Below are 21,831 nucleotides of genomic sequence, written 5' to 3' on the forward strand. Positions count from 1 at the left end.
AGAACTCCGTTTGAGTGACTCGTCTGGATGCGATATCTTGTGGCGCCCGCGAGCGCCTGCGCCGCAAAAGTACCGCAACCAGTATCGATGCCGATCGACAGGACGCAAAATTCATCGGGATGGACTGAGATGATCACAGGAAGCCACGAGCCTGCCGGGCCATCGCGGACATCACGATGACCGTCTGACTGCACAACGGGGCCGTTCGAACCTGTTTTTGCCCGGCTGCTCTTTCTGCTCAACGCTCCTTTCATTCCTGGGTAGTTCGCCGCTGCCCTGTGCGGCAGCGTGCGCAGATTTCGCGGAGCCAGGCCACTCTCCAGCTCCGACCTGGCTCGCGCGCAGGCAGGATGCCGCACGGCAAAAGCTCAGGGGTCAACAGATATCCATGCAGCTCGGCGCCCGGGCCAGTTGATCCGCCTTGCTGGCGGCCGAATGCCAGTTCCACCCCAGACGCGCTCAACGTTCCGGGCGTAGCGCGAATGCCAGCCGGGGCTCATCCCGCCGGAGGGACCCAGTGAACTGGCGGGCGCGTCACGGGCTCTGTGGGCGTCTGACATGTGGCCGCGTCGCGCCGTTCGGCGCAAACCGTTCGCGAGCGGCTGGTCGATTCAGGTCAGTGCATCAACACGGTGCAAGCGAGGAGTCAGGCAGGGCAGTTGGGCAGCGAATCAAATACTTCTTGCAGGCAGCGGAACGTTATGGTTCAATTCGTGGAATGCTATGTTCTTGGCCGCTCCTGCGGCATTACCGAGAATTGGGTCCCCAGGACCTGAATTAATAGAAATTGCAGTTGCATCAATAGAAATTGCAGTTGCATCAATAGAAATTGCAGTTGCATCAATAGAAATTGCAGTTGCATCAATTGAAATTGCAGTGGCGCCTGGGATTTCCCATGGCGAAGTCCGTCAACACCGATGTGGGATCTGTCACTCGTGTTCTATGGGGTTCCCTCATAGTTGGACCGCGTTGTACACGCGGAACTTGACGACTTTTCACGGTCTGCTGCGCGCCTTGCTGGCGCGGTTCACCTCTCTGCCTCCCCTCTGCGAAACTGAACTGTGGAACCAGGTTGCGCCTTTTGCGCATTTTCCTGATCGCACAGTTGATCAATCATGCCGGCCTTTCCGGCATTCAATTACCCCAACGGCGCGCGAAAGCGCAGCCGCGGTCTCTGCCTATGCGCCCGCGCAAGCGTCGCATTACGCAGCTCCACGCGGGTGTCCTCCCCAAGACTAGCAGGCCTCCTATCCAGCACACCGGATCTCAAACTCAACACTGCCCTCTGGCCAGCTACTCAAGTCCTATAAACCAGCAAGCCGTCCGGCAACGCAGCTGACTTCCCGCCCCCTGTCAGCGCGTCATGAAGGCCTTGAGCCAATCAAAACCGGCGCGACAGATTCGCGTCCATGGGCCTGTTCGCGCATACCGCCCGCGCGCACAGTCAGCTATGGCGGCCACCTTCAACAACCTGAGGTTACAGATATGGGTATGCTCGCAGATGCAGCGCACGAGATTGTGATCGCCAACACGAGGCTCGGCGGTAGTCTGAGGCATCAGGAGCACCGGCGCGTGCTCGTGACGTCCTTTTTGCGATACGCCCGGCAGCAGCGCGCGCTGACCCGGTCACTGGCAGACGTCCCAGCCTGGCTTGTACATATGTATGCGGGCCACTGCATCACACAGGGCATGGGGCCGGGACCCTGGCCAATGTCTTTTCTGCTATCCGTGTGGTTCTCGGCGCGATGGGAAACGACCTTGCACGCGAATGCAGCAACCGTCAGCTTGGCCTGCCATGTCGGGTCAGAGTCGGCACACGGCGTGCCCAGACACCGACCGAAATTGCCGCGGTGTGCGACCGCGCCCGCCGGGTTGATGAGGGGCTGATGCACATGGTCCGGCTTGCTGAACTGTTCGGACTGCGCAGGAACGAGGCGCTGATGTGCGGCAGGGATCTCCCCATGTGGCTCGCTGCACTCATAGCCGGGAAGAGCGAGCTGGCCGTGATGCGCGGTGCGAAGAATGGACGCGCCCGTTGTGTGGAAGTCCTGGAACACAGGCGCACAGAGGCTATCCACGCCATCGACGCCGCGCTTGCCTACTGCAAGGAACGTGATTTTCGGTTCATCGTTGGACGGGGCGAAAATCTGAAATCGACGATCCACCGGTTCAACGCCCTGGCGCGCCGCATCGGCATGACCGGTGAGGTGTCTTTCCATTCATGCCGATACTCCTATGCGCTTGCACTTGCCAACAAACTGCTGGATGAGGGCGTGCAACCGTACGAAGCCCTCGTGCGGTTGAGTGCAAGTCTGGGGCACGGCCCCGGACGGGCAGTAATGATATATCGAACCTATTGTCAGCCGATTTCAGATCGTTTCAAAGGCTGCCTTGCCCTCAAGCGCAATGAAGCACACCGACGCAGCCCGCCAAAAAAGTTGCCGCGCGCAGCCGCACGCCATCAGGCGAAGCTTCAGCACGCCATGTTGAGCGGGTTCCCGGTCGGCCGCACCAGTCAGCCCGACGGTATTCAGGGACGCGCCCGCGATACGAGAAAGCGTTGATGCGAATCTGCGAAACGACCGGTCGCCCGGGCGCGCTCCGCGCACACCTGGCAAAAGCGTCAGAAAAACAGCATGTCACTAGCCGATAGTTTGCCTGCCTCTAACTCTACCGACATATGGATAACTACATGCCGAACAGAAACAGCGCCGACTCGCCGTCGAATCCAAGCCATGGTCCGCGGCCTTTCGCGAGCAATGAGCAGATAGACCGTGTCATCACCGCGTTGGGTGTCAACGCAAAAACGGCCGAGGATCTGCGTTGCGCCTGGGACGAACTCGCTGCATTCCTCGAGCAACGCGGCGCGCTTCCCGAGCGCGTAGAAGATATCGGAAAGGATTTGCTGGCGATGTACGCCTCACATTTCTGCTCAAGCGGGCCAGGGGACAACAGGCTGGCCGCACTGAGCACGCTTCTGAGGCGTGCAGGACATTCCACGTCAACGCTTGCTGCACTCGTCGTGAAAACGCGAAGGGTACGACTGAGCAACGGGCCAAACGGAAGATACCGCTTCGAGCGACAACGAATAGATGATTGACCTCCTCACGGTCAGCACTGAAAGGCAATGTCCCATCGCTCACCGCCGGGTAGCACACGCCTGACACTGCCCGACATGTAAGGATTAGCCAAAGGCTTCATACAGATGATCCGGCGCAATCGATATGCCTTTACAGAGGACACCTATTTTTTTAAGGGTCGGCACATTGACCAGATTCAGACCTGCATCCAGCCACGACCGGTTGCAGACTTTGCAGCGCCACCCACGTACCACCGTTTTTCCACAAGAAGGAGTTTCGACATGCACCACGCTACGATTGTTTTCAACAGCAGCTCCGACGCAGCCGAGCGCTGCACGGGCGAAGTCATTCAGGCCAAGGTTGGCGGCAAGCTGAACGTCGTCGACGTCCGCAAGACATTGATGCCTGTCGCATCCAATCCCATCATTCGCGTTCGCCCGGAAAAGCTTGAGGACCTGTATTGTGACATCGCGTCCACGCAGGCTGCCTGCACCGTACAGGTCACAGCCGACTGCACCGAAGCCTTTCTGCATTTCATGGAACAGTACCCCGGAACCGCAGCAGAATTCGGCGCGGTTGTCCTGAGTACGACACGCAATGAAGAATCTCAGAAAAAGCTGATTGATACCTTTGCGGCCATGGTACACCTAGGCATGAAACCGACCGCGGCACGCTTTCTTCTTGTTCAGGCACCTCGCGAGCAGCCTCTTGAAATCGCCTTTTCAACGCTGTTCGAGTACCTGAAAAGCCCGGACGCCCAGGCAGTCGTGCCCCCCGCGGTCCTGTATGAATCGGTGGCATTCGCAAAGATCTATGACCAAGCGCTCTCAGTTTCAGCGATGCTCAACGGCGAAATAAATTTCCAGACGCTGCTGGATACAGCGCGCCAGCGCAACGAGAACGAGGAGGTCTTACGTGATCTCTCAAAAAAGCTGCTCGTGCAGCGCGCATTGCTCGCATGTCGCAACGACATTGAGAAGGCGACCGATGCCCTGCAGCTTCCCGGCGACGCGGCACCGATGCAGCGGCCCTTGCCACGTGAGCGCCTCGCAGTACCTGGAGAAGACGAGGCGGTCTGCGCCGCCCCGGATGTAGTCCCTGTGTATTGACATCAACGACGACAGGCGATGTGGAGTCCGGTAGCTGCTTCGCTGCCGGCTCGCGCCACCCAATTTCGCTACTGCGGGGACGCCCCCCGTTCTCCCAGAAATGTCCCGCGTGGCCTATGCGGCGGAAAGCCCGCTGACGCCACCGGACGAACGCCAACTGCACAATGGAGCAAAGTCATGCTGAGAATTGTTCTGCCTCACCACACGAGTGTCGAGTCGTGGATGACGATCCTCGCCCTTGCGGATCATCTTCACGCAAAGGACGATCTAGGCCGCCTGCCGGATCATTACTGGCAAGCCGTATTGTCGGCTCCGACCATGCATCTCGTTGAACACCACCTGCCACAGGGCGAATCCCCGCTTCTGCGTGCGTTCAGTTGTTATTCCGGCTCTGACGTCGATTCCGTCCACCGTACTCAATGCATCCCGTGGGGGGAATCGGGCGAGGTACTCTTCTGGGCGCAGCATGAATCCTGGGAGTCCCCCACGGAAACGATCAATGGCCTGCGCATTGACATAGTTGCAAAGATTGCGTTTGATCATCCGGAGCTTTCCATCAGCAAGCCGCGATGCCCCTCTCTCGGCGAAAGCCTGGTTACCGAATTTCGCACGCTTGCCGCGGACATCGCTGTTGAGCATCCTGCTTTCGGCTTTTATCCGGGCGTCGCTCCGCTCAGTGCGCTCAGTCTGTTCATCGGCGGCGCAGGAGCGCTGGATGTCGAGAAGCTATGCTCATTCGTGCACGCGGTGTTTGTAGAAAAAGGCGGCGCGGGGGTCCTTTCTGAAACAATCAAACGCACGTGCGAGGCACGAGGATTTGCCCTCGCATCGACGACAGACCTGACAATCGGGCCGGCCGCGATATAAGGCTTGAAGTCGGCGCCCATTCGCATGCGAAAGCGCCGACTAACGCGGGACCCGGCCGCGTGCGGGAGCCGCGAATATTTGCGGCTCTGGCAAGCACGCATGCCGCACCCATCGCGACGGGAAGGGAGAAGACCGGGACCCGCAACGCAAGCGCCAACGTCGCGCAATCCTCGGGGGGTGTCGAAACAGGATCGCCTCGCGAACCTATGTACCGGGAGTAACACCGCTGCTAGGCTGGTTGTCCAGCTCAGCGCTGCGACTTCGACAAATAACGAATGGAGCGCTTGGACCTTAGGGCGCGTCACCGGCGTAAGAACGTTTGCAACCTGGGGATCCCTTCAGCGAGGACGTCCATTACTGCGTCTCGACGACAGGAGTCGGCTCCATTCTTCAAGCACTGAAGGCCGAGGTTCGCGGCATAGCACGCAGATCGCTTGCTATGCCGCGGTACCCGGTCGGTGAACGAATTCGTCCGTATCTCGCGCTTCTCGTTGCAGTCAGAGCTGCCGTACCGCTCGCCGACCATCTGGGTCAATTGCCGTCGTGTTGACATGCTAAGCGGCGTAGTCAATGTCGCTCTGGGCTGCCGTCTCACAGGTAGCAAAACACTTGGGGCAAGGAGTACGGCACCGCAAAAAAGACCCAAATCAATGCGCAAGCCAACATGTTTTTCGTTGTCTACTCGAGACGCTGATGGGCCCACGACGGACAGCGATAACAGTATGGTTGCAGAGCCGATTCAGGCATTGGAGACAACGAGCGTCGAGAGTGCCGCGCGCACGTCGGCCGCAGTGATGGTGGCGGACCCATCGTCAATATGTCGCGCTACCGCTTCATCGATGACGCGCTGAAGAGCCGTGTCCGTGTCGGCGATCGAACAGCCCTCGAGGCCTGCAATCAGACATTCCACTGTGTGCCGCGAGATGGCAAAGGTTTCGCCCGCTCTGTGCTTCACCTGAATCCGGATATACGCGGCGAGCACTTCCCGTGAAGGAACCCCGAAGCGGATCTTTTGCTCCAGACGCCCACCGCGCAACGCAGCGCGATCCAGTGCATCCGGATGATTGGTTGCAGCAATGACCAGCACGTCTGTCACCCGGCCATCCGCGCCGTCGATCGAAGCAAGGATCCGGTTGGTAAGCGGTGCAACACTGGAGAGGCGCCGATCACCCAGTACGTCGTCCGCTTCGTCGATTAGCAGAATGCATGGGCGCAGGTCTTTTGCCTTGCGATAGAGTTCATCCCAGGCCGCATGACTGCCGAGCAGCTCCGCGCCGGTGGTCTTGAGGAATGCCCAGTCACTTGCCTTCGCAAGAGCCATTGCTGCGTGAGTCTTACCCGTGCCAGCCGGACCGTAGAACAGGACCCCGCGCGGCAGTGCACCACCCAACTGCTCCATTCGGTGAACGTTCTTGAGCCGTCGCGTGAGGCGCTTCAGGTCATCACGTGATCCGTCGGGCATGATGATCTCGTCGATTGCCTTGACTCCTTCCGGCAGGTGTCCCTTCGAGCCCTGGATACGACGCATGGCCTGCATGGCAATATCGAACGAGACCGGACCTTTCCCGAAAAGTCCCTCCCGCCGCATATCGGCAAGCTGCGGTCCGACAGCCATCAGGCGTGCTGCACTGAATCCACCCCAGCGCGCCGCGAGGCTACGGAGAGCGGACTGGTCAAGCGCATCAGCACCAAGCGCCTTGCCGAACGAACGCTTCAGGAGCGCTTCACGCGCTGGCAGATCCGGCGGCGGCACCTCGACCTTGAAGTCAAAGCGTCCCTCCCGGATGGCGGCCGCATCGAGCCAGGCGATGTCGTTCGTGGCGGCGACCAGCACGATCCCTGTGCCACGCAGGCGCACGATCTCCGTGAGCATTGTGTTGGTGAGGTCGCGATCCATCGAATGGGTCTGGTCGCCGCGTGACTTGATGAAACCATCCATTTCATCGATTAGAAAAACTGCCTGTCGCAAGCGCACTGCCTGAGCAAAGGCAGCCTTCACGCGTTCTGGCGTTTCATTGATCCATTTCGACGCAATATCCTGGTAGGAGATCGACAAAAAGGGGATGCCCAATTCGCCAGCGAGCGCTTCGGCAAACATCGTCTTGCCGGTGCCTGGCCCCCCCCATAGCAGGATCCCGTTTCTGGCCTGCTCCGGGTTGGTGAGGATATCGCGTGCCACGTTGAGCAGTCGTGCCTTGACCTCAGCCATGCCTGTGATAGCGTCAAAGCCGAATCTCGCATGAAGTACGCGGTCATCCAACGAATATGCGTGCTGGGCCGACACCTGCTCCGTATCACGCTGGGCTGTTGAACCCTGCGGCGTCGAGGGCTCTCTCCCCGGAAGCGCGGCCGGGCGCTCCCGGCGCTCCCGGCGCTCCTGGCGATACCGTCGGTATCCGGGAGCCAGAATCATCCAGAGCGCAGTGCCGACTCCTAGCATGGCAGTGGTGTGCAACGATGCGTGGACGAGAACGGCAACCAGCAGCACGACACTGGCCATTGTCATCAGTCGGCGAGCGAGAGGGATGCGGTAATGAAGCATGAGCGCCACGCAAACACAGACGACTACGGTGACAATCAGCCGAATATTATCGAAATGCAGCGCGAACCCGAGGCCGAAGCCTACGCCACATCCAATCAGGAGCGGCGGGCAGTCACGGGCAGTGGAAAGAATGGCGTCCTTCATGGACAGTTCTCCGTGGAAGGGATCTCAGTGAAGGTGGGCGAACAAGAAGGGGCACGGTCAATGGCTCGCCTCGCGAAACATCGGCTATTCGAGGTCTTCAAGCGTCTCGTAGATGTCGTCGCGGATGAGTTGAGCCAGTTCATGACGCTCGAAAAACGCCCCAGTGACAAACAGCGCAGCGAAAGCGATAGCACCATCCCTCAACAGCTCGATGACGCCGAGGGGCAAACCGTGCGTCAGCGGGGGCCACGCGGCCTGCAGTTGGTTAAGGCCCAGCACGACACCAAGGCAGGACGTAAAGGCCATCGTATAGGGCGAGATGAACAACAGGACGGCGGCACTGTTCCAGAACGTTCGCACAGGGAGGGGCAGGCTTGCGTGATCCGGATGGATAAAATTGAAGAACGACTGCTGCTGATCGTTATGCATGACAAACTCCAGAAGTGTTGGAAGGGATTGACGTGTTGGAAAAGGATTTGCCCGGCCCGGTGAAATGAAAGCGTCTGGGCGGGACAAAGCCAGGTTCGCATTGGTTCGCCCAGACGCAAGTGCACATGCGAGTTATCGAAGCGCAAGAAGGGGACGGCCGCAGCGGCGTAGTCGGATGCGCACCATTAATCCTCGCTGGCGTGTCCGTTGACGTACCGGCTCGAACACCCGGCGCTGACTCGCACGCAGCAGACGTCGCTGCCGGGCGATTGGGCGCCCGAGGGCCGCACGGAGGCGGCGATGCCAAGCCTCGATCACTTCCGGCGGGATGCTGCTGTCGATGTAGCCGGTCGCCCCCGAGTCGGTGACAATCCTGACGACCTCGCGCCCGTTTTGCGCCGTAAAGCGTGTGGTTTCCATTTGAGACTCCGTACTATCGACGTGTTTATTTCCGCGTGTGACGCCGTATCCATCGTGCGGCGACGAACAGCGGCATGAAGACGTCTGCAAGGCACTGGCGGCATTCCTCGACAAATACCTGCCATAGCCGGTTTCCTGAGTTACTCATTGCGATGTCCTTGCGGGTGGTTGTGGTAAGGCGTCTACACGTCCCTTTTGGTCATGGATGTCTGTCGGCCAGAGGGCTGACAGATCTGACAAAGGCAGTGAGGGCAAGAGGCAGACAGGACTGGCCGGAATGCAGAAAGGCGCCCCCCGCCTGCCTGTCCCTGCGAACTTCACTGCAGGGACAGGCTCAGGATCGCACGGGCTTTTGCCAACGCAAGTCGGCTGTGGGCAATGGCCGGAGGGCGCACAAGCCTCAGGAACATTTCGATCCAATGAAGTGCAGTTAGCGGAACACGCCGCTCAACGAACGGCGACTCTTTTTCGCGGCGATCGATATAGCGCTGGCGCCCACTTCTCGGGCGAATGAACAGGAAGGACGACCAATCGGGAGATGCGATAGCGCCGGCACGTCGCAGATGCGGGCAGCCCTGGCGTCCGGTGTCGATCTGGCGAGGTGCACGAAGCCGCTTTGCTGCGGCTCCTGGCGGCCGAAACGGGTGCCACTGAAATTGATCGTCGTGATCCGCACAGCCCGGGGATCCGTTGATCATGACGACGCATTGGCCGAAGCGTATGACCCAGCCGGCGCACTTGTGCCGTGGCGGCCACCATGGGCGGGTCGGAGCAATGCTGCGGCCGCTTAGCGGTATAGTGGACGCGTCGTGGTTGGGTCACTACTCACAACTCTGATGCTAGAGCGAAGGCTGACGAGAATAGCCCTCACACCGATGACGAGCGCCGCCTCGCGGAGCTCATGTAGCTCGCCGTCGTTGCCAGACAGCCGGTGATGACGGTTTTCGCTAGTTGCCAGACCCACGCCCCTCATAGACCTTTCTTGCGGGAAGGTCGATGAGAACCCGGTGCGACAAATACGGATCACTCGCCAACAACGACTCCCAACGGCCGATGTAGTGGCGCGCTCATTCGAGTATCTTCGCAACACTGTCCTGTGAGAGCTTTGCCACCGTCACGCTCCGCGTAGAACGCGAGCTCACCGCCGACGATATCGAGCGAGCGGATATAAAACGGCTGGTCGGCACAACGTGGCGGTCGGAGCGTGGCACCGCCGCGACACCTCACTCCCGCGCGTTATACGTATCGCATACGCGATCTTCTGCGCCCTGTCCTGGGCTGCGGGCTGGGATGCAGTCGTGACGCACGCCGCTCCCCGCGACTTCGATGATGCGGTTGAGAATGACGTCGAGCGCCGTGAGAAGGTCCGTGCGCTGGGGCTGCGTCGACTCCTCTGCGAGAAAGTACACCACTGTCCGCAAGAGGCGGGAATTCTTGGTCAGCACGATGCGGTATCGCGTGGCCCGTGGCGCCCGGTTTTGCGCCGGATAGATAATGTTCCTGAACGCGCTTTTGTCGATCATGGCTGCAGCCTCGATGATGCGGCCGTACCCGGCACGGTTCACTGGCCACGCTACGCGGCGCTGCTCCCCTGAAGGCTTTCAGATCACCTTTGGATATTCGTCAACCCTCGTAGGACTGTGTGCAAAGCAGAGCGCCTGCGGCCTCCTCGAGTCAGCTGGCCGAGCCTCGCGAACGTACGTTCAGAGCCGGCAGTACGCGTCTTGCCGTTCCCGGGCTCGAGCCCCGGTACCCCAGGCGCCTATGCATTGGAGGCGGCAGATCTTCCAGCTACAAGTCGACCGTCACCGTACGATGCTGGAGAAAGGTCAGCTCCGGACGGAACAGCAGAAGAGCGCTTCGACTAAGCACTATCGGTTGACGTCCGATTTTGGGTCGCAGGCGGGGGCTTGGCCGGAGTCGTCGGGTGATTCATTCTTGCGTATCCGAATCCTCAACGGACCAGCCAGCACGCTAACGTTTTCCGGGAAGGGAACTGTGACCGGTTGCATGGCCTCTTCCCGCGTAGCCAGCGCGAATCGTCTCAACCGCGCACGAAGCTGCTCAGACGTCTCATTAGGAAGAGGCTTGCATCGTTTTTGTTTTCTCATTCAGGCTCCTAAGAGGGATATTGCGCGTGCTCCACGTTGCGTGGCCTCGGGGCATTCCGGTGGCGCTTGCGCTGCTGTGCGCGGAGGTTGCTTCCCATACTAGCTAAAGTCACTTATCAAGCAAGCTGACTTGAGGATGAGATTCCGCGTTGTTTGCGTGCCCAGTGAGGGGCGCATCGGGAGCGCAATGTGGGTCAAATAAACTATTCTGCCGGCGAGGATGGATCTGTGGCCTGAGTTTCAATGGTCGCGTGGGCCGGATGGGGTCCCGCAGGTGTCGCCGAAGCATCTCCCCAAATAAAGCGACGGGCCAGGCAGTGCAGCGGGACGATCTCCGCTTCGAAGATCTCTGCCAGGAGCCGCGGGTGCCGCCGCTCGCACGGCGCTTTTTTGCTCGACGGCAAACTGCAGATCCTGTTCTATGCGATAGGCCGTGGCAACGCTGAATCCAGCGCGTGCGGCCGCCGTGGGCGGCCTTCGTTGCGTTGGTACATCATGTAAAGCCTCATCTGTGGTCGTTGACGTGTCGTCCGCGCACGGCGGCCTCCCTTGCAAGACAGACTCGTTCATATCCGATCTACCGCGACCGCCGGCAAGGCTTTGTGCTAAATGCGAGCGCTTCCGGCGCGACGCAGCGTCGCCGGTTCGGGGCTCCGCCCGTCACCGGCTTCATTTCTTTGGGTGCTTCAAGATTCGCTTACGAACGGTATGTCCACGTATACGAGGCCTTCCTGTCGCTCGTGCGTGCGCTGATCGCTGAAGCACGTTCGAGTGGTTCAATTGCCAATTTTGCATCGCTCGTCGGACGCGTAAGGAGCGTCTGATAGGTCCCGCGATGGCAAAGTCTTGCACTTACCGTCCACTCCGTCGCAGCCTCTGACGGCTTTTGCACGATGAACACCGCTACCGGGTCGTCGATCAGCGCCCGCGAATATATTCCGGCCAGCGGACGTAGGTAGACTCGCCGGATACCTTCCGGGTCACAGATTGAATGTCCTCGACCTGCATCCAGTGCGCACCACTCTCCAGTTGCGAGACGACATCCCAATATTCGTTCTCGATCGCGAGACATTGGGCAGCGCGCGCGCCCTCCCTGATCGCATAGAGTCGCCATTGGGCCGGCCACTGCGTCTCGCTTTCCAAACGGAAGCGCAGCTGCCCATCGATAAGGATGTCGAAAGAGTTTGGACCGTCCGCAACTGCTTGGACGCGGTCCGTGTATCGCTGGCGAGCTGTGCGCCTAGGTGACGTGACAGGGCGATTGGTCAGTGACATGGAGATCTCTTTAGATTGAAGAGGTATCCTCAGTTTCCTATACACCTTTCGTCATGCAACCTGAAAAATTGGTCGAATTATTGTCTGTTTGTCTGGCGCTCTGTCATTTCCAAAGATAAGTTGTGCGCCAGGTTTGTTGTTGCGGGGCGAAGGTCGTTGCCGGATGTTTGCTTCGCGTCATAACGCAGGCGAAGAAATGACGAGGCGGCGCTCCCACAAACGGGCAGTCAGACGCGAACCACTTACAGTGACTTAGGGTTCCCTGTTCGCGTCGCCATGTACATTCATTCGGGATGGGGCTATCTCGACGTACCGCACAACGATGTCCGCATACACAACTCTGACAGCCCAGCGGGGCATTATCGCGACAGCTTGCGTAATGCGAAGGCGGAAGAGATTGCGCCGTGCGATGCCCGCGGACGGCCCGCCTGTGGCTGACGCAACATCGTCAAGGAGAAGGACCTTATTGAATGGGGAGCCACCGGCGCCTGCCAACTCTGCGACTTTGGCTCCCGGGACAGCTTCCTCGACAGGTGCCTCATTTCGCGCTGCGTGACTTTGGTGATCTGTCAAGCGGCCTGTCCCCGGCTCCCTTGCCCGGTGCCAACTCGGACGCCGTAATCCCGTTCATCGCGACGGTACCTTGATCGGCTACATTATGGCTTCATGGAGCGCCCTGAGCGCTCCGGCAGGAGCGATGCGGCATTTCCCTCACCGCCGTGCTCGACCGCAGCAGGCACCGATCCCGGTTCGCATTAGATGCGAAGATACCGGCCGCACACAGACGCGACAGGACTTAGATAACCTGAACAGATGATGTTTCTTTTCGTGGCGATGCAGCACTGTGACTGCCGTAATTCAATGCCGCCCGATCACGGACAGTCAATGTTGACACATTGGCATCAAGCCGGAACACCGCTACAGCGTCGCGCAACACACCCGCCTGTTCTTCCAGCGATTTCGCCGCCGCAGCCGCTTCCTCTACGAGTGCCGCATTGTGCTGCGTGACTTCGTCGATCTGCGAGACCGCCTTGTTGACCTGCTCGATGCCGTCGCTTTGCTCCAGCGCGGCGGCCTCGATTTCTCCCATGATGCCGGTCACGCGCTCGACCGACTGCATCGCCTCGTTCATCGTGCGGCTCGCCTCGGCTACGAGTGACGCGCCCTGCTCGACCTGAGCCGCCGAATCGCCGATCAGTTCCTTGATCTCCTTCGCCGCCGCGCCCGAGCGCTGCGCGAGGCTGCGCACTTCCGACGCCACGACTGCAAAGCCGCGCCCCTGCTCGCCGGCACGCGCCGCTTCCACGGCCGCGTTCAACGCGAGAATGTTGGTCTGAAACGCGATGCCCTCGATCATGCCGATGATCTCTGTCACTTTGCGCGACGACTCGCTGATGCCGTCCATCGTCTCCGTGACACGCGAGACCACTTTGCCGCCGCGCGTGACCGTGTCGAGCGCGCCGTGCGCGAGCCGGTTGGCCTGCTTCGCGTTGTCCGCGTTCTGCTTCACGGTCGCCGATAGCTGCTCCATGCTTGCTGCCGTCTGCTGAAGCGCCGCGGCTTGCTGCTCGGTGCGCGCGGACAGGTCTGCGTTGCCGGACGCAATTTCATTTGCGCCCTGCGTAATGGCCGTTGTGCTGCCGCGCACTTGTGACACCGTGTCGACGAGGCCGTCGCGCATCTTCGTCAACGCGCTCAGCAACTGGCCCATTTCATTGCGCGACTGGCTCTTGATCGCCACGGTCAGATCGCCTCCTGCCATCCGCTCGAAGTGCTTGACGGTGGCATTGACCGGCTTGATGAGCGCCGCCGACAACGCGACGCGCGCCGCCACGCCGATCACGATGGCGAGAGCGCCGATTGCCGCAAAGAGAAGCGTCGCAATCTGGAAGCGTTGAGCGGCGGTCGCGGCCTGGCGGTGCTGGTTCTCGGTCTGCGCATGTTCCAGCGCGTCGATCGCCTTCGAATACGTGGAGTAAAACCCGTTCGCCGTCTCGCCCTGAATGTTGCGGAACGTATTGAAGTCGAAGTCGGTGAGCGCTTTGAACTCCGGTTCGATTGCCTTGTCGACCAGCGCGTTACGGGCCTGCTCGACGTTCTGCGCGAGCTTCTGCTCGGCGTCGCTCGAAAACGGTCCTGCCATGTAATTGCGAAAGTCCTTGTTCGATTCGACCAGCACCTTGTGCGCGGCGGGCAGCAGATCGTCGGTTTGCTTGCCGACACTGAAGAGCGTTTGATAAGAGCCCAGCGCGAGTTGCACTTGCAGCAGCTTCTCAGAGCTCGCCTTCAGATGCGAGAGTGCCTCTGCGCTGCGCTGCGTGTCGTCGAGGCTATTGTTGGCAAGCTTCAGTGCGCCATATCCAACGCCGATTACGGTCAGCAGAAAGGCAACGAATACGCTGATCACCAGCGTCAGGCCGCCACGAATTGAAATGTTATTTAGCATTGGGTCTCCGGAACCGTCTTGTCGATCCGCGGCGAGTGTGCTGTCCGCCCGCATTGCGCACACGTCGCCGCATCCAGGTTAACGACGCCGCGCGACCCTTGCTACATAGGTGAAATCCATGACTGGCGCGGGTTCGCGCGTGATTTGCGCGTCACTATCTGGGATTCGTTGCGGCTATCTCGAGCCCGGCGCTTTTCCGGGCATCTCGCGTTTCGTTTGTATAATTCGGCGTCTTCGCTCAGGCCCACTTTCATGCTTAGTTTTGCGCTCGGCTTTATCGTTTCACTGCTGATCACGCTGTTGATCGTGCGCTATGCGCATCTGCATGAAAGATTTTCGACCGACACCGATTTGGCCGGCGTACAGAAATTTCATGTGCGCCCGGTGCCGCGCATCGGCGGAACCGGAATTCTCGTCGGGCTGATCGTTTCGGCGGTGCAACTGCGCTATGCCTATCCGGCGGTATCGGGCGGCATCCTCGGCCTCATTGCGTGCGGCATGCCGGCCTTCGGCTCGGGTCTCGTCGAGGATCTGACCAAGCGTGTGCCGCCGCTCGCGCGCCTCGTCTGCACGATGGCGGCAGCGGCGCTTGCGTATTTCCTGCTGGATATCGCGGTCACGCGCATCAGCGTGCCGCCGCTCGACTTCCTGCTCTCATATGCTGTGATCTCGTGCGCGGTCACGGTGCTCGCGGTGGCAGCGCTTGCGAACGCGATCAATATCATCGACGGCTTCAACGGCCTTGCGTCGATGGTGGCGTGCATGATGTTTGCGTCGCTCGCTTATGTCGCTTTCCAGGTGCACGATCCGATCGTGCTGTCGGCGTCGTTCATGATGATGGGCGCGGTGCTCGGCTTCTTCATCTGGAACTTTCCGGCGGGGCTGATTTTTCTCGGCGACGGCGGCGCGTACTTCATCGGCTTCATGCTTGCCGAACTGTCGATCATGCTGGTCATGCGCAACCGCGACGTGTCCGCGTGGTATCCGGTACTGCTGTTCATGTACCCGATCTTCGAGACGTGTTTCTCGATTTATCGAAAGAAGTTTGTTCGCGGCATGTCGCCCGGCATTCCGGATGGCGTGCATCTGCACATGCTGGTCTATAAGCGGCTAATGCGTTGGGCGGTCGGCGCGCGTACCGCACGCGAACTGACGCGGCGAAATTCGCTGACGTCGCCCTATCTGTGGCTGCTATGTCTGATCGCGGTCGTGCCGGCCACGTTGTTCTGGCGGCATACGCTGCATCTGTTCTGCTTTGTGGTGGTGTTCGCGGCGACCTATGTGTGGCTGTATGTGAGCATTGTGCGATTCAAGTCGCCGCGGTGGATGGTGGTGAGGAAGGGAAGCGGTGAGCGAGGTCCACGCCCTCCGCTATAAGCGGTGTTATCCGGCCCAAACGCGGCCGCGCGCGCGCCCCTAGATGCGCCGGTATTCAACGAGAACCCGGGGGCGCGCGTCTGCATACCGCAGAATGGCGTCCGCGATCGTGCGAAGGCGCAGGCGCCCTATCCCCGTACGCGCAAACTGCTGCTGGCGCACCCGCAGATGCCGGTAAAGTCAGCTACGCTCAAGCAACACCACAGGAAGTGCGGGGGGCCACCATGACCGCTTCATGCGAAATGACACCGAGTCCTTCAACGATCTACAGCCGCGGAGGTAGCAGGTTGCGCAGGAACCGCACTTTTGCCGCATTCTGCTTGCTGGCGAGGCGCGCGGCAACCGCTGCCCGTCAACCGCCGTCAAGATCAACGTGTCGTCGGTCTCACCGTGTGTGACTACCCCGGCCCAATGCATTGTTTCCACCAGGAAGACTCCGAAGAGCGCAATCGCCACATAATTAATTTCAGCATTCGGAAGGCGTCCCGGCGCGTGAATCACAACGAGGCCATCCAATACCAGCCGGTCATCACAGCACAAGCGGGTGAGGTGCCAGCGCGGCTCGGCTGACACCTTCCTTTCTCCCTCTTTCCCTCGCTCGTGGGCAGAGACTGCCCCTTCGTCGCGAGCTTCATGGTCGAGCTTCGGTTGCGCAGTGGAAGGCGGGACTGGTTGCCAGAAGACCTAAGCCGTCGAAACTGGTGGCTAACCCACAGTTGCGCCACTACCTGCAAGACCGTCTGAAGGGGCAAGGTTCGCGACGCTGCATCAGTTCCGTGACAGATGGTTGGACATCGCCCAGCCCACGATGCGCCGGCTCAACACGCCGAGCACTACGGCCAAATACAGAAACTCCTCATCAGTCAGGATGTAGGTTGCATCTGCAACCCACAGCACGTTCATCGTGTCAGGGCTGAAGTGCCGGCGTACCAGGTGGGGGGCGCGCCGTGCCCCCGCACGTTGCCGCGTGGTACGTCGCCAGCACCGCCGGCTGGCCCTACACAATCCCGCCCAATACACATGAGCCACACCACCCGCTTGCGTCCCACTTGCATGCCTTCGCGCGCGGGCTGCGCGTGGATACGGGTGCCCAATACGTCCCCCGCGAGCTCGCATGCAGCGTACGGACGCGTGGCTAGCAGCAGCGCCATCCTGGCAACAGGCCAGCGGGCCCGGTTCGCTGTCATGATTGCGTACCCTTCGGCGGCACGGCTCCCGTCTCTCTTGCGAACCAGGCCGCAGCGTGCGAAAGAATGTCGCGCTCCATTTTCAACTGGCGATTCTCACGGCGCAGACGCGTTAGTACCTGCCGTTCGGCCGTGGTCACCCCGTCATGCCGTACGCCAACATCACGCTCGGCCTGCGCGCACCAGTTGACGATGGTCTGCGCCGTCGGCTCGAACTCGCGCGCAAGTTCCTGTGGTGTACGCCCGGCGTTGACCAGTTCCACCATATGCGCCCCGAACTTCGCAGGGTAAGGTGTACGAGTCTTGCCCATTTCGGCACCTCCTCTTCGGAAAGAATAGGTGTCCGTTTTCGCGGGTCAACCTCAGGTACACGTTATACTTTGCGCTGATGGCAATCTTCTCTGCGCCATCCTGCGGCCGCTCGATGCTTGCTACCAAGAACCTTCGCACACGGCCAGGTCGCGAACTGCTCACGCTTGCGACGAGCCTTTCCCAACTTGGAGCTCTGCACATTTTGCCGATGACAGAGACAAGACGGCCTAGCGTTCATGTCGCCCTTGATTGCGACAATATTGGGCGGCCCTTGGCTGGGTGAACCGGTGGTCGTCTCGGCTAGTGCGCAACCTTGGTAAGAGCGTTAGGCGCGACGCTCATCTCACGGCCGACTAGCCACCTACCATTAGAAGGATGGTACTTGTACTGGCATCCGCCGTCTAATTGAGTTGTACCAGATACTCACAGTTAATTGAGTCAGACCGAGGACATCGTGACAATGTTTCTTTGCACTTGCCTCAATACCGTGGCGTCTCGACTGCTGGGGGAGTTGTCGTATCGCATGGTCAAAAAGCCGTTTATTGGAATGGGACGCGTATTTCTCGGTTCCACCCGGCTTCCGGATACCAGCGCCGGCGTCGCGAACTCCGAAGCGACTTGACCACCGATTAAAGCCGCCCGACCGTGCCTACGACCATTTCATCAAAGACGGCTTTGCCCGCCCCGCACCCACTGCGTGGCATCGGCATGCTGCTGATCTCGCAGTTGTTGCTCGTCTCGATGGACGCCACCGCCAAGAAGCTATCGCTGACCCTTGCGGTGCCGCTGCTGGTATGGGCGCGCTACGCGGTACATCTGGTGCTCATGTTGATTTTCTTCGCGCCGTCGCGCGGTCGTTCGATACTAGCCACAAAGAATCTCTCCGCCCAATTGTGCCGCGGCTTGCTGCTATTGGGCACCAGCATTTCCGGACTGGTCGCCCTGCGCATTTTGCCGATGGCGGAGACCGCCGGCCTCGCGTTCATGTCACCGCTGATTGCCACGATATTGGCGGGGCCGCTGCTGGGTGAGAAGGTGGGGCGTCTCGGCTGGAGCGCCATTCTCGCGGGGGCGGCCGGCGCCGTGCTGATTTCACGGCCGAGCAGCCACTTGCCGCTCGAAGGTGTGCTGCTTGTGCTTGCGTCCGCAGTCTCTTTCAGCATTTATCAGATCCTGACGCGCAAGCTCAGTCACACCGAGGACAGCGTGACCATGCTGTTCTACACCGCGCTGGTGGGAACCGTTTGCCTCAGCGTCGTGTTGCCGTGGATCCCGTCAGGCGCAGCACCGACGTTACCGCAGACCATCGGCGTCCTGTCGCTCGGCGTATATGCGGGGATCGGCCACTTCTGCGTGATCCACGCGTTTCGCCACGCGCCGGTATCCAAGCTGACACCGTTCATGTACGTGCAACTGGTGTGGGCCGCGCTGCTCGGATGGTTAGTCTTCGGGCATTTCCCGGACGGCCTGAGCATCGTCGGCATGCTGATTATCGTGGGCGGCGGGCTGCTGCTCTCGTTTGCTCGCAGCAGACGGAGCGCGGCGAATGCCGAGCCGGTCAGCAAGTCGGGGGCGCGCGCTTTCTCAAACAAATTGACGAACGCCGCGACACGTGAAAACTTCAAGACGCACGCGGCACCGCCGTCACGCTGCTCAGCGAAGCCGCAACGGCCGGCTGATATTCAGGCACCCAGCGACGCAGATCGCGCCTGACTTCCTGGTCGCTCGGCACACGATGTTGCATCAGCCACGGCAGCAGTTCGTCGAGCAGATTGTCCGGGGTTGCGCGCGCCTGGGCGATGCGCAGCTTCGGATGCGGAGTGCGAGTCGTCGCCTCGTCGTCGGCGAGCAGTTCTTCGTAGAGCTTCTCGCCGGGCCGCAAACCTGTGAACGCGATGCGGATATGGTCTTCGCTGAAACCGTAAAGACGGATGAGATCGCGCGCGAGATCGACGATTTTCACTGGCTCGCCCATATCGAGGATGAAAATCTCGCCGCCCTGTCCCATGCTCGACGCCTGCAACACCAGTTGCGACGCTTCCGGAATGGTCATGAAGAAGCGTGTGATCTCCGGATGAGTGACCGTGACCGGGCCGCCCTTCGCGATCTGCTGCTGGAACTTCGGAATCACGCTGCCGGCGCTGCCCAGCACATTGCCGAACCGGACGGTCTCGAACTGCGTGCGTGTGCTCGTTTGCTGTAACGCCTGGCAGGCCATTTCGGCGAGACGTTTGCTTGCGCCCATCACATTGGTCGGGTTAACTGCCTTATCCGTCGAGATCAACACGAAGTGCTTGACGTCGTGCCGGATCGCCGCCCGCGCCACCCGATAGGTGCCGAGCACATTGTTGCGCACCGCCTGCCACGCGTTGAGTTCTTCCATCAACGGCACGTGCTTGTACGCGGCAGCATGGAACAGGATATGGGGGGTGAAGCGGGACAACACCTGATCAAGCAGCAGCGAGTCCTTCGCGTCACCGATCACCGGAATCACCGAAAGCCCCGGGAAGCGCTCGTGCAGCTCTTCGGTCAGGCGATACATTGCGTACTCGGACAGATCGAACGCAACCAACTGCGCGGGCTCGAAGCGCAATATCTGACGGCACAGTTCGGAGCCGATCGAGCCGCCTGCGCCCGTCACCATGACGACACGACCGCGCAAAAGCGCTTCGACGTCCGGCATGTCGATCTTGATCGGCTGGCGCCCGAGCAAGTCTTCGAGGTCGATCTGCCGCACGCGTGACAGGAACGCCTGGCCCTGCGTCAACGCGGTCAATTCCGGCAACACCAGGGCCCGCACGCCGGCGCGCACGCACAAGGTGGCGACTCGCCGCTGCGTGTCGACCGAGGCCGATGGAATCGCGATGATCGCGTCTTCGACCTTCAATTCCGCAGCCCAACGCGGCAAATCGGAAATCGGACCGAATACCTTGTAGCCGTAGATTTCACGGCCTTGCTTGGCAAGGTCGTCGTCTAGCAAACCGACCAGCCGCCATTCGCCCGAACGCGACAACTCGCGTGCAAGGCTCGCGCCGGCGCCGCCCGCGCCGAGCACGATGACCGGCTTGCCCTGCCCGATCAGTCCGCCATAAAGATAGAACTCCTTCGACGCACGATACAAAGCGCGCGAGCCGCCCATCAAGAGGAACAGGAACAACGGCGAAACCAGCAGAACCGAGCGCGGGACGATCGGATACGGCTGGACCATGACCGCAACCATCATCATCGCGAAAGCCCCGGCCATCACGGCCTTGGCGATCCGCATCAGGTCAGGCAAGCTAGCAAATACCCACATGCCGCGGTATAGGCCAAATATGCGAAACATAATGCCGTAGACCGGCAGCGTCCACACCAGCGCTCTGACAGCACCGCTCCAGAACAGAGGCGGTACAGCCCCATTGAAGCGGATCAAATACGCAGCAAGCCAAGTCCCGGCAACCGCAAGCAGGTCAAACAGAAAGGCCCCAAAAGATCGCCATGATGCTTTGTGCTGAGCCATCGGCATCACACCTCACCTGAAAGTTGCCGAATTGAAGCGACGCCATCTGAAATCGATGCAACACCCGATCAATGCCAGCACGAGCCCCCATGCGCCGACGCAACACCATTGGAACGTTGAGGGCCAGCCAAGAGCCACTACGGCAAGGATTATGCCACCTACCATAACGATGTACCAGATGGAGGCGGTTTTCGCGTGCCCCAGCCCGTACTGGACCATACGCTGATAGTAGTGCTCACGGTGCGCCTGCCAGACCTTCTCGCCACGCAGCAGGCGTCGCATCAGCGTGACGGATGCGTCGCAGATGAAGGGCGCAAAGATCAGGGCGGGAAACCAGATTGGCCACACGCCACCGCGCCATCCCCAATATCCGAACGCGCCGGCAAGGAATCCAAGCGAAATCGAACCTGCGTCGCCGAGAAAGATTCTGGCGGGGTGAAAATTGAAGATCAGGAAGCCCGCGGCGGCTCCGGCCACGGCGGCTGACGCCACGGCCAGTTCTGGCGACGGATGCTCGCTAAGCAGCGCGCCGATGCCGTAGCCCGCGAAGCCGAACAGCGTCATGCCGCCCGCGAGACCGTCGGCGCCATCCATGAAGTTGTACAGATTAATCAGCCAGACCAGCAGAAACGCGACTATCGCGAGACCCCATACCGGCACCGCGGCAGGATAGACGCTCACTACAGCGATCACGACGACGAGGTGCGCGGCAAACCGCACTCGAGCCGGCAGACCCCGACGGTCGTCGATTTGCGAGACCGCCGCGACGAACACCATCAGAATTCCGATCAGCCACAGCGACGGCGCGAACAGCCAGATGCCCAGCGCCGCCACCGGTACGATGCCCCAGCCGCCGACGCGCGGCGTCGGCCGGGTATGCAGGGAACGGTCGTTCGGGACGTCGGTGGCGAGCCACCATGCGACCCCGGATACCAGCAGGAGCCCGAGGATCGCCGCGCACGCGAGCGTCGCACCGACGCCGATCAGCGCCCCGGACGACCAGGATGAAAGCGAATGAAGTTGTATTGACATC

Annotated in this window: 17 protein-coding genes; 6 read left to right on the forward strand and 11 right to left on the reverse strand. The window is 60.4% G+C overall.

The window, feature by feature from the left end; genetic code table 11:
* Nucleotides 1-1,745 precede the first annotated feature (1,745 nt).
* The 4 genes from JMY24_RS18530 (at nt 1,746) to JMY24_RS18545 (ending at nt 5,056) form a co-directional block, all read left to right on the forward strand.
* Nucleotides 1,746-2,564 (forward strand): integrase domain-containing protein, encoded by an 819-nt coding sequence (locus JMY24_RS18530; RefSeq protein ID WP_236597444.1) that lies wholly within the window; start codon nt 1,746-1,748, stop codon nt 2,562-2,564.
* A 128-nt stretch (nt 2,565-2,692) separates the two neighbouring features.
* A complete protein-coding gene (locus JMY24_RS18535; protein WP_128594421.1) occupies nt 2,693-3,100 on the forward strand; it encodes a hypothetical protein in 408 nt (135 codons plus the stop codon).
* A 261-nt stretch (nt 3,101-3,361) separates the two neighbouring features.
* Nucleotides 3,362-4,189, forward strand: coding sequence for a hypothetical protein (locus tag JMY24_RS18540; RefSeq protein ID WP_201702649.1), 828 nt, complete (start codon nt 3,362-3,364; stop codon nt 4,187-4,189).
* A gap of 177 nt (nt 4,190-4,366) precedes the next feature.
* On the forward strand, nt 4,367-5,056 hold the full coding sequence (locus tag JMY24_RS18545; protein ID WP_201702650.1) for a hypothetical protein: 690 nt from the start codon (nt 4,367-4,369) through the stop codon (nt 5,054-5,056).
* A gap of 739 nt (nt 5,057-5,795) precedes the next feature.
* Here JMY24_RS18545 and JMY24_RS18550 read toward each other — a convergent pair.
* From JMY24_RS18550 to JMY24_RS18580, 7 genes are all read right to left on the reverse strand, one after another.
* Entirely contained in the window at nt 5,796-7,742 is a 1,947-nt protein-coding gene (locus tag JMY24_RS18550) for an AAA family ATPase (protein WP_201702652.1), read from the reverse strand.
* Between the two features lie 84 nt (nt 7,743-7,826).
* Entirely contained in the window at nt 7,827-8,171 is a 345-nt protein-coding gene (locus JMY24_RS18555; protein ID WP_128594417.1) for a hypothetical protein, read from the reverse strand.
* A gap of 132 nt (nt 8,172-8,303) precedes the next feature.
* On the reverse strand, nt 8,304-8,591 hold the full coding sequence (locus JMY24_RS18560) for a hypothetical protein (protein ID WP_164853410.1): 288 nt from the start codon (nt 8,589-8,591) through the stop codon (nt 8,304-8,306).
* Nucleotides 8,592-8,908: 317 nt separating this feature from the next.
* The gene (locus JMY24_RS18565) at nt 8,909-9,289 is read right to left on the reverse strand and encodes a hypothetical protein (protein ID WP_128594416.1); all 381 of its coding nucleotides are present in this window, start codon (nt 9,287-9,289) and stop codon (nt 8,909-8,911) included.
* Between the two features lie 525 nt (nt 9,290-9,814).
* A complete protein-coding gene (locus JMY24_RS18570; protein WP_193424987.1) occupies nt 9,815-10,114 on the reverse strand; it encodes a hypothetical protein in 300 nt (99 codons plus the stop codon).
* Nucleotides 10,115-11,620: 1,506 nt separating this feature from the next.
* A complete protein-coding gene (locus tag JMY24_RS18575) occupies nt 11,621-11,977 on the reverse strand; it encodes a hypothetical protein (protein ID WP_128594415.1) in 357 nt (118 codons plus the stop codon).
* A 796-nt stretch (nt 11,978-12,773) separates the two neighbouring features.
* Nucleotides 12,774-14,423, reverse strand: a complete 1,650-nt coding sequence (locus JMY24_RS18580; protein ID WP_128594414.1) for a methyl-accepting chemotaxis protein — start codon at nt 14,421-14,423, stop codon at nt 12,774-12,776.
* A gap of 252 nt (nt 14,424-14,675) precedes the next feature.
* Between JMY24_RS18580 and JMY24_RS18585 the strand changes: the two genes are divergently transcribed.
* On the forward strand, nt 14,676-15,800 hold the full coding sequence (locus JMY24_RS18585) for an MraY family glycosyltransferase (RefSeq protein ID WP_128594413.1): 1,125 nt from the start codon (nt 14,676-14,678) through the stop codon (nt 15,798-15,800).
* A 180-nt stretch (nt 15,801-15,980) separates the two neighbouring features.
* Here JMY24_RS18585 and JMY24_RS18590 read toward each other — a convergent pair whose 3' ends face one another.
* Both JMY24_RS18590 and JMY24_RS18595 read right to left on the reverse strand, forming a co-directional pair.
* Entirely contained in the window at nt 15,981-16,373 is a 393-nt protein-coding gene (locus JMY24_RS18590; RefSeq protein ID WP_236597445.1) for a hypothetical protein, read from the reverse strand.
* A gap of 610 nt (nt 16,374-16,983) precedes the next feature.
* Nucleotides 16,984-17,298 carry a transposase gene (locus JMY24_RS18595; RefSeq protein WP_128594412.1) on the reverse strand — a complete coding sequence of 105 codons (315 nt, stop codon included), beginning with the start codon at nt 17,296-17,298 and terminating at the stop codon, nt 16,984-16,986.
* Nucleotides 17,299-17,944: 646 nt separating this feature from the next.
* Here JMY24_RS18595 and JMY24_RS18600 point away from each other — a divergent pair.
* A complete protein-coding gene (locus JMY24_RS18600) occupies nt 17,945-19,012 on the forward strand; it encodes a DMT family transporter (RefSeq protein WP_201702653.1) in 1,068 nt (355 codons plus the stop codon).
* On the opposite strand, the gene JMY24_RS18605 is transcribed toward JMY24_RS18600, so the two are convergent.
* On the reverse strand, nt 18,921-20,798 hold the full coding sequence (locus tag JMY24_RS18605) for a polysaccharide biosynthesis protein (RefSeq protein ID WP_128594411.1): 1,878 nt from the start codon (nt 20,796-20,798) through the stop codon (nt 18,921-18,923). The genes JMY24_RS18600 and JMY24_RS18605 overlap by 92 nt on opposite strands.
* Nucleotides 20,799-20,810: 12 nt before the next feature.
* The gene (locus JMY24_RS18610) at nt 20,811-21,830 is read right to left on the reverse strand and encodes an MraY family glycosyltransferase (protein WP_128594410.1); all 1,020 of its coding nucleotides are present in this window, start codon (nt 21,828-21,830) and stop codon (nt 20,811-20,813) included.
* Nucleotide 21,831: the final 1 nt, after the last annotated feature.

The sequence above is a fragment of the Paraburkholderia kirstenboschensis genome, from assembly GCF_904848585.1.
GTDB lineage: Bacteria > Pseudomonadota > Gammaproteobacteria > Burkholderiales > Burkholderiaceae > Paraburkholderia > Paraburkholderia kirstenboschensis.

What these genes read in the sequence shown, in the direction of transcription:
- JMY24_RS18530 (WP_236597444.1), top strand. Translation starts at nt 1,746, where the DNA reads ATGGGAAACGACCTTGCACGCGAATGCAGCAACCGTCAGCTTGGCCTG.
- JMY24_RS18535 (WP_128594421.1), top strand. Translation starts at nt 2,693, where the DNA reads ATGCCGAACAGAAACAGCGCCGACTCGCCGTCGAATCCAAGCCATGGT.
- JMY24_RS18540 (WP_201702649.1), top strand. Translation starts at nt 3,362, where the DNA reads ATGCACCACGCTACGATTGTTTTCAACAGCAGCTCCGACGCAGCCGAG.
- JMY24_RS18545 (WP_201702650.1), top strand. Translation starts at nt 4,367, where the DNA reads ATGCTGAGAATTGTTCTGCCTCACCACACGAGTGTCGAGTCGTGGATG.
- JMY24_RS18550 (WP_201702652.1), bottom strand. Translation starts at nt 7,742, where the DNA reads ATGAAGGACGCCATTCTTTCCACTGCCCGTGACTGCCCGCCGCTCCTG.
- JMY24_RS18555 (WP_128594417.1), bottom strand. Translation starts at nt 8,171, where the DNA reads ATGCATAACGATCAGCAGCAGTCGTTCTTCAATTTTATCCATCCGGAT.
- JMY24_RS18560 (WP_164853410.1), bottom strand. Translation starts at nt 8,591, where the DNA reads ATGGAAACCACACGCTTTACGGCGCAAAACGGGCGCGAGGTCGTCAGG.
- JMY24_RS18565 (WP_128594416.1), bottom strand. Translation starts at nt 9,289, where the DNA reads ATGATCAACGGATCCCCGGGCTGTGCGGATCACGACGATCAATTTCAG.
- JMY24_RS18570 (WP_193424987.1), bottom strand. Translation starts at nt 10,114, where the DNA reads ATGATCGACAAAAGCGCGTTCAGGAACATTATCTATCCGGCGCAAAAC.
- JMY24_RS18575 (WP_128594415.1), bottom strand. Translation starts at nt 11,977, where the DNA reads ATGTCACTGACCAATCGCCCTGTCACGTCACCTAGGCGCACAGCTCGC.
- JMY24_RS18580 (WP_128594414.1), bottom strand. Translation starts at nt 14,423, where the DNA reads ATGCTAAATAACATTTCAATTCGTGGCGGCCTGACGCTGGTGATCAGC.
- JMY24_RS18585 (WP_128594413.1), top strand. Translation starts at nt 14,676, where the DNA reads ATGCTTAGTTTTGCGCTCGGCTTTATCGTTTCACTGCTGATCACGCTG.
- JMY24_RS18595 (WP_128594412.1), bottom strand. Translation starts at nt 17,298, where the DNA reads ATGGGCAAGACTCGTACACCTTACCCTGCGAAGTTCGGGGCGCATATG.
- JMY24_RS18605 (WP_128594411.1), bottom strand. Translation starts at nt 20,798, where the DNA reads ATGGCTCAGCACAAAGCATCATGGCGATCTTTTGGGGCCTTTCTGTTT.
- JMY24_RS18610 (WP_128594410.1), bottom strand. Translation starts at nt 21,830, where the DNA reads ATGTCAATACAACTTCATTCGCTTTCATCCTGGTCGTCCGGGGCGCTG.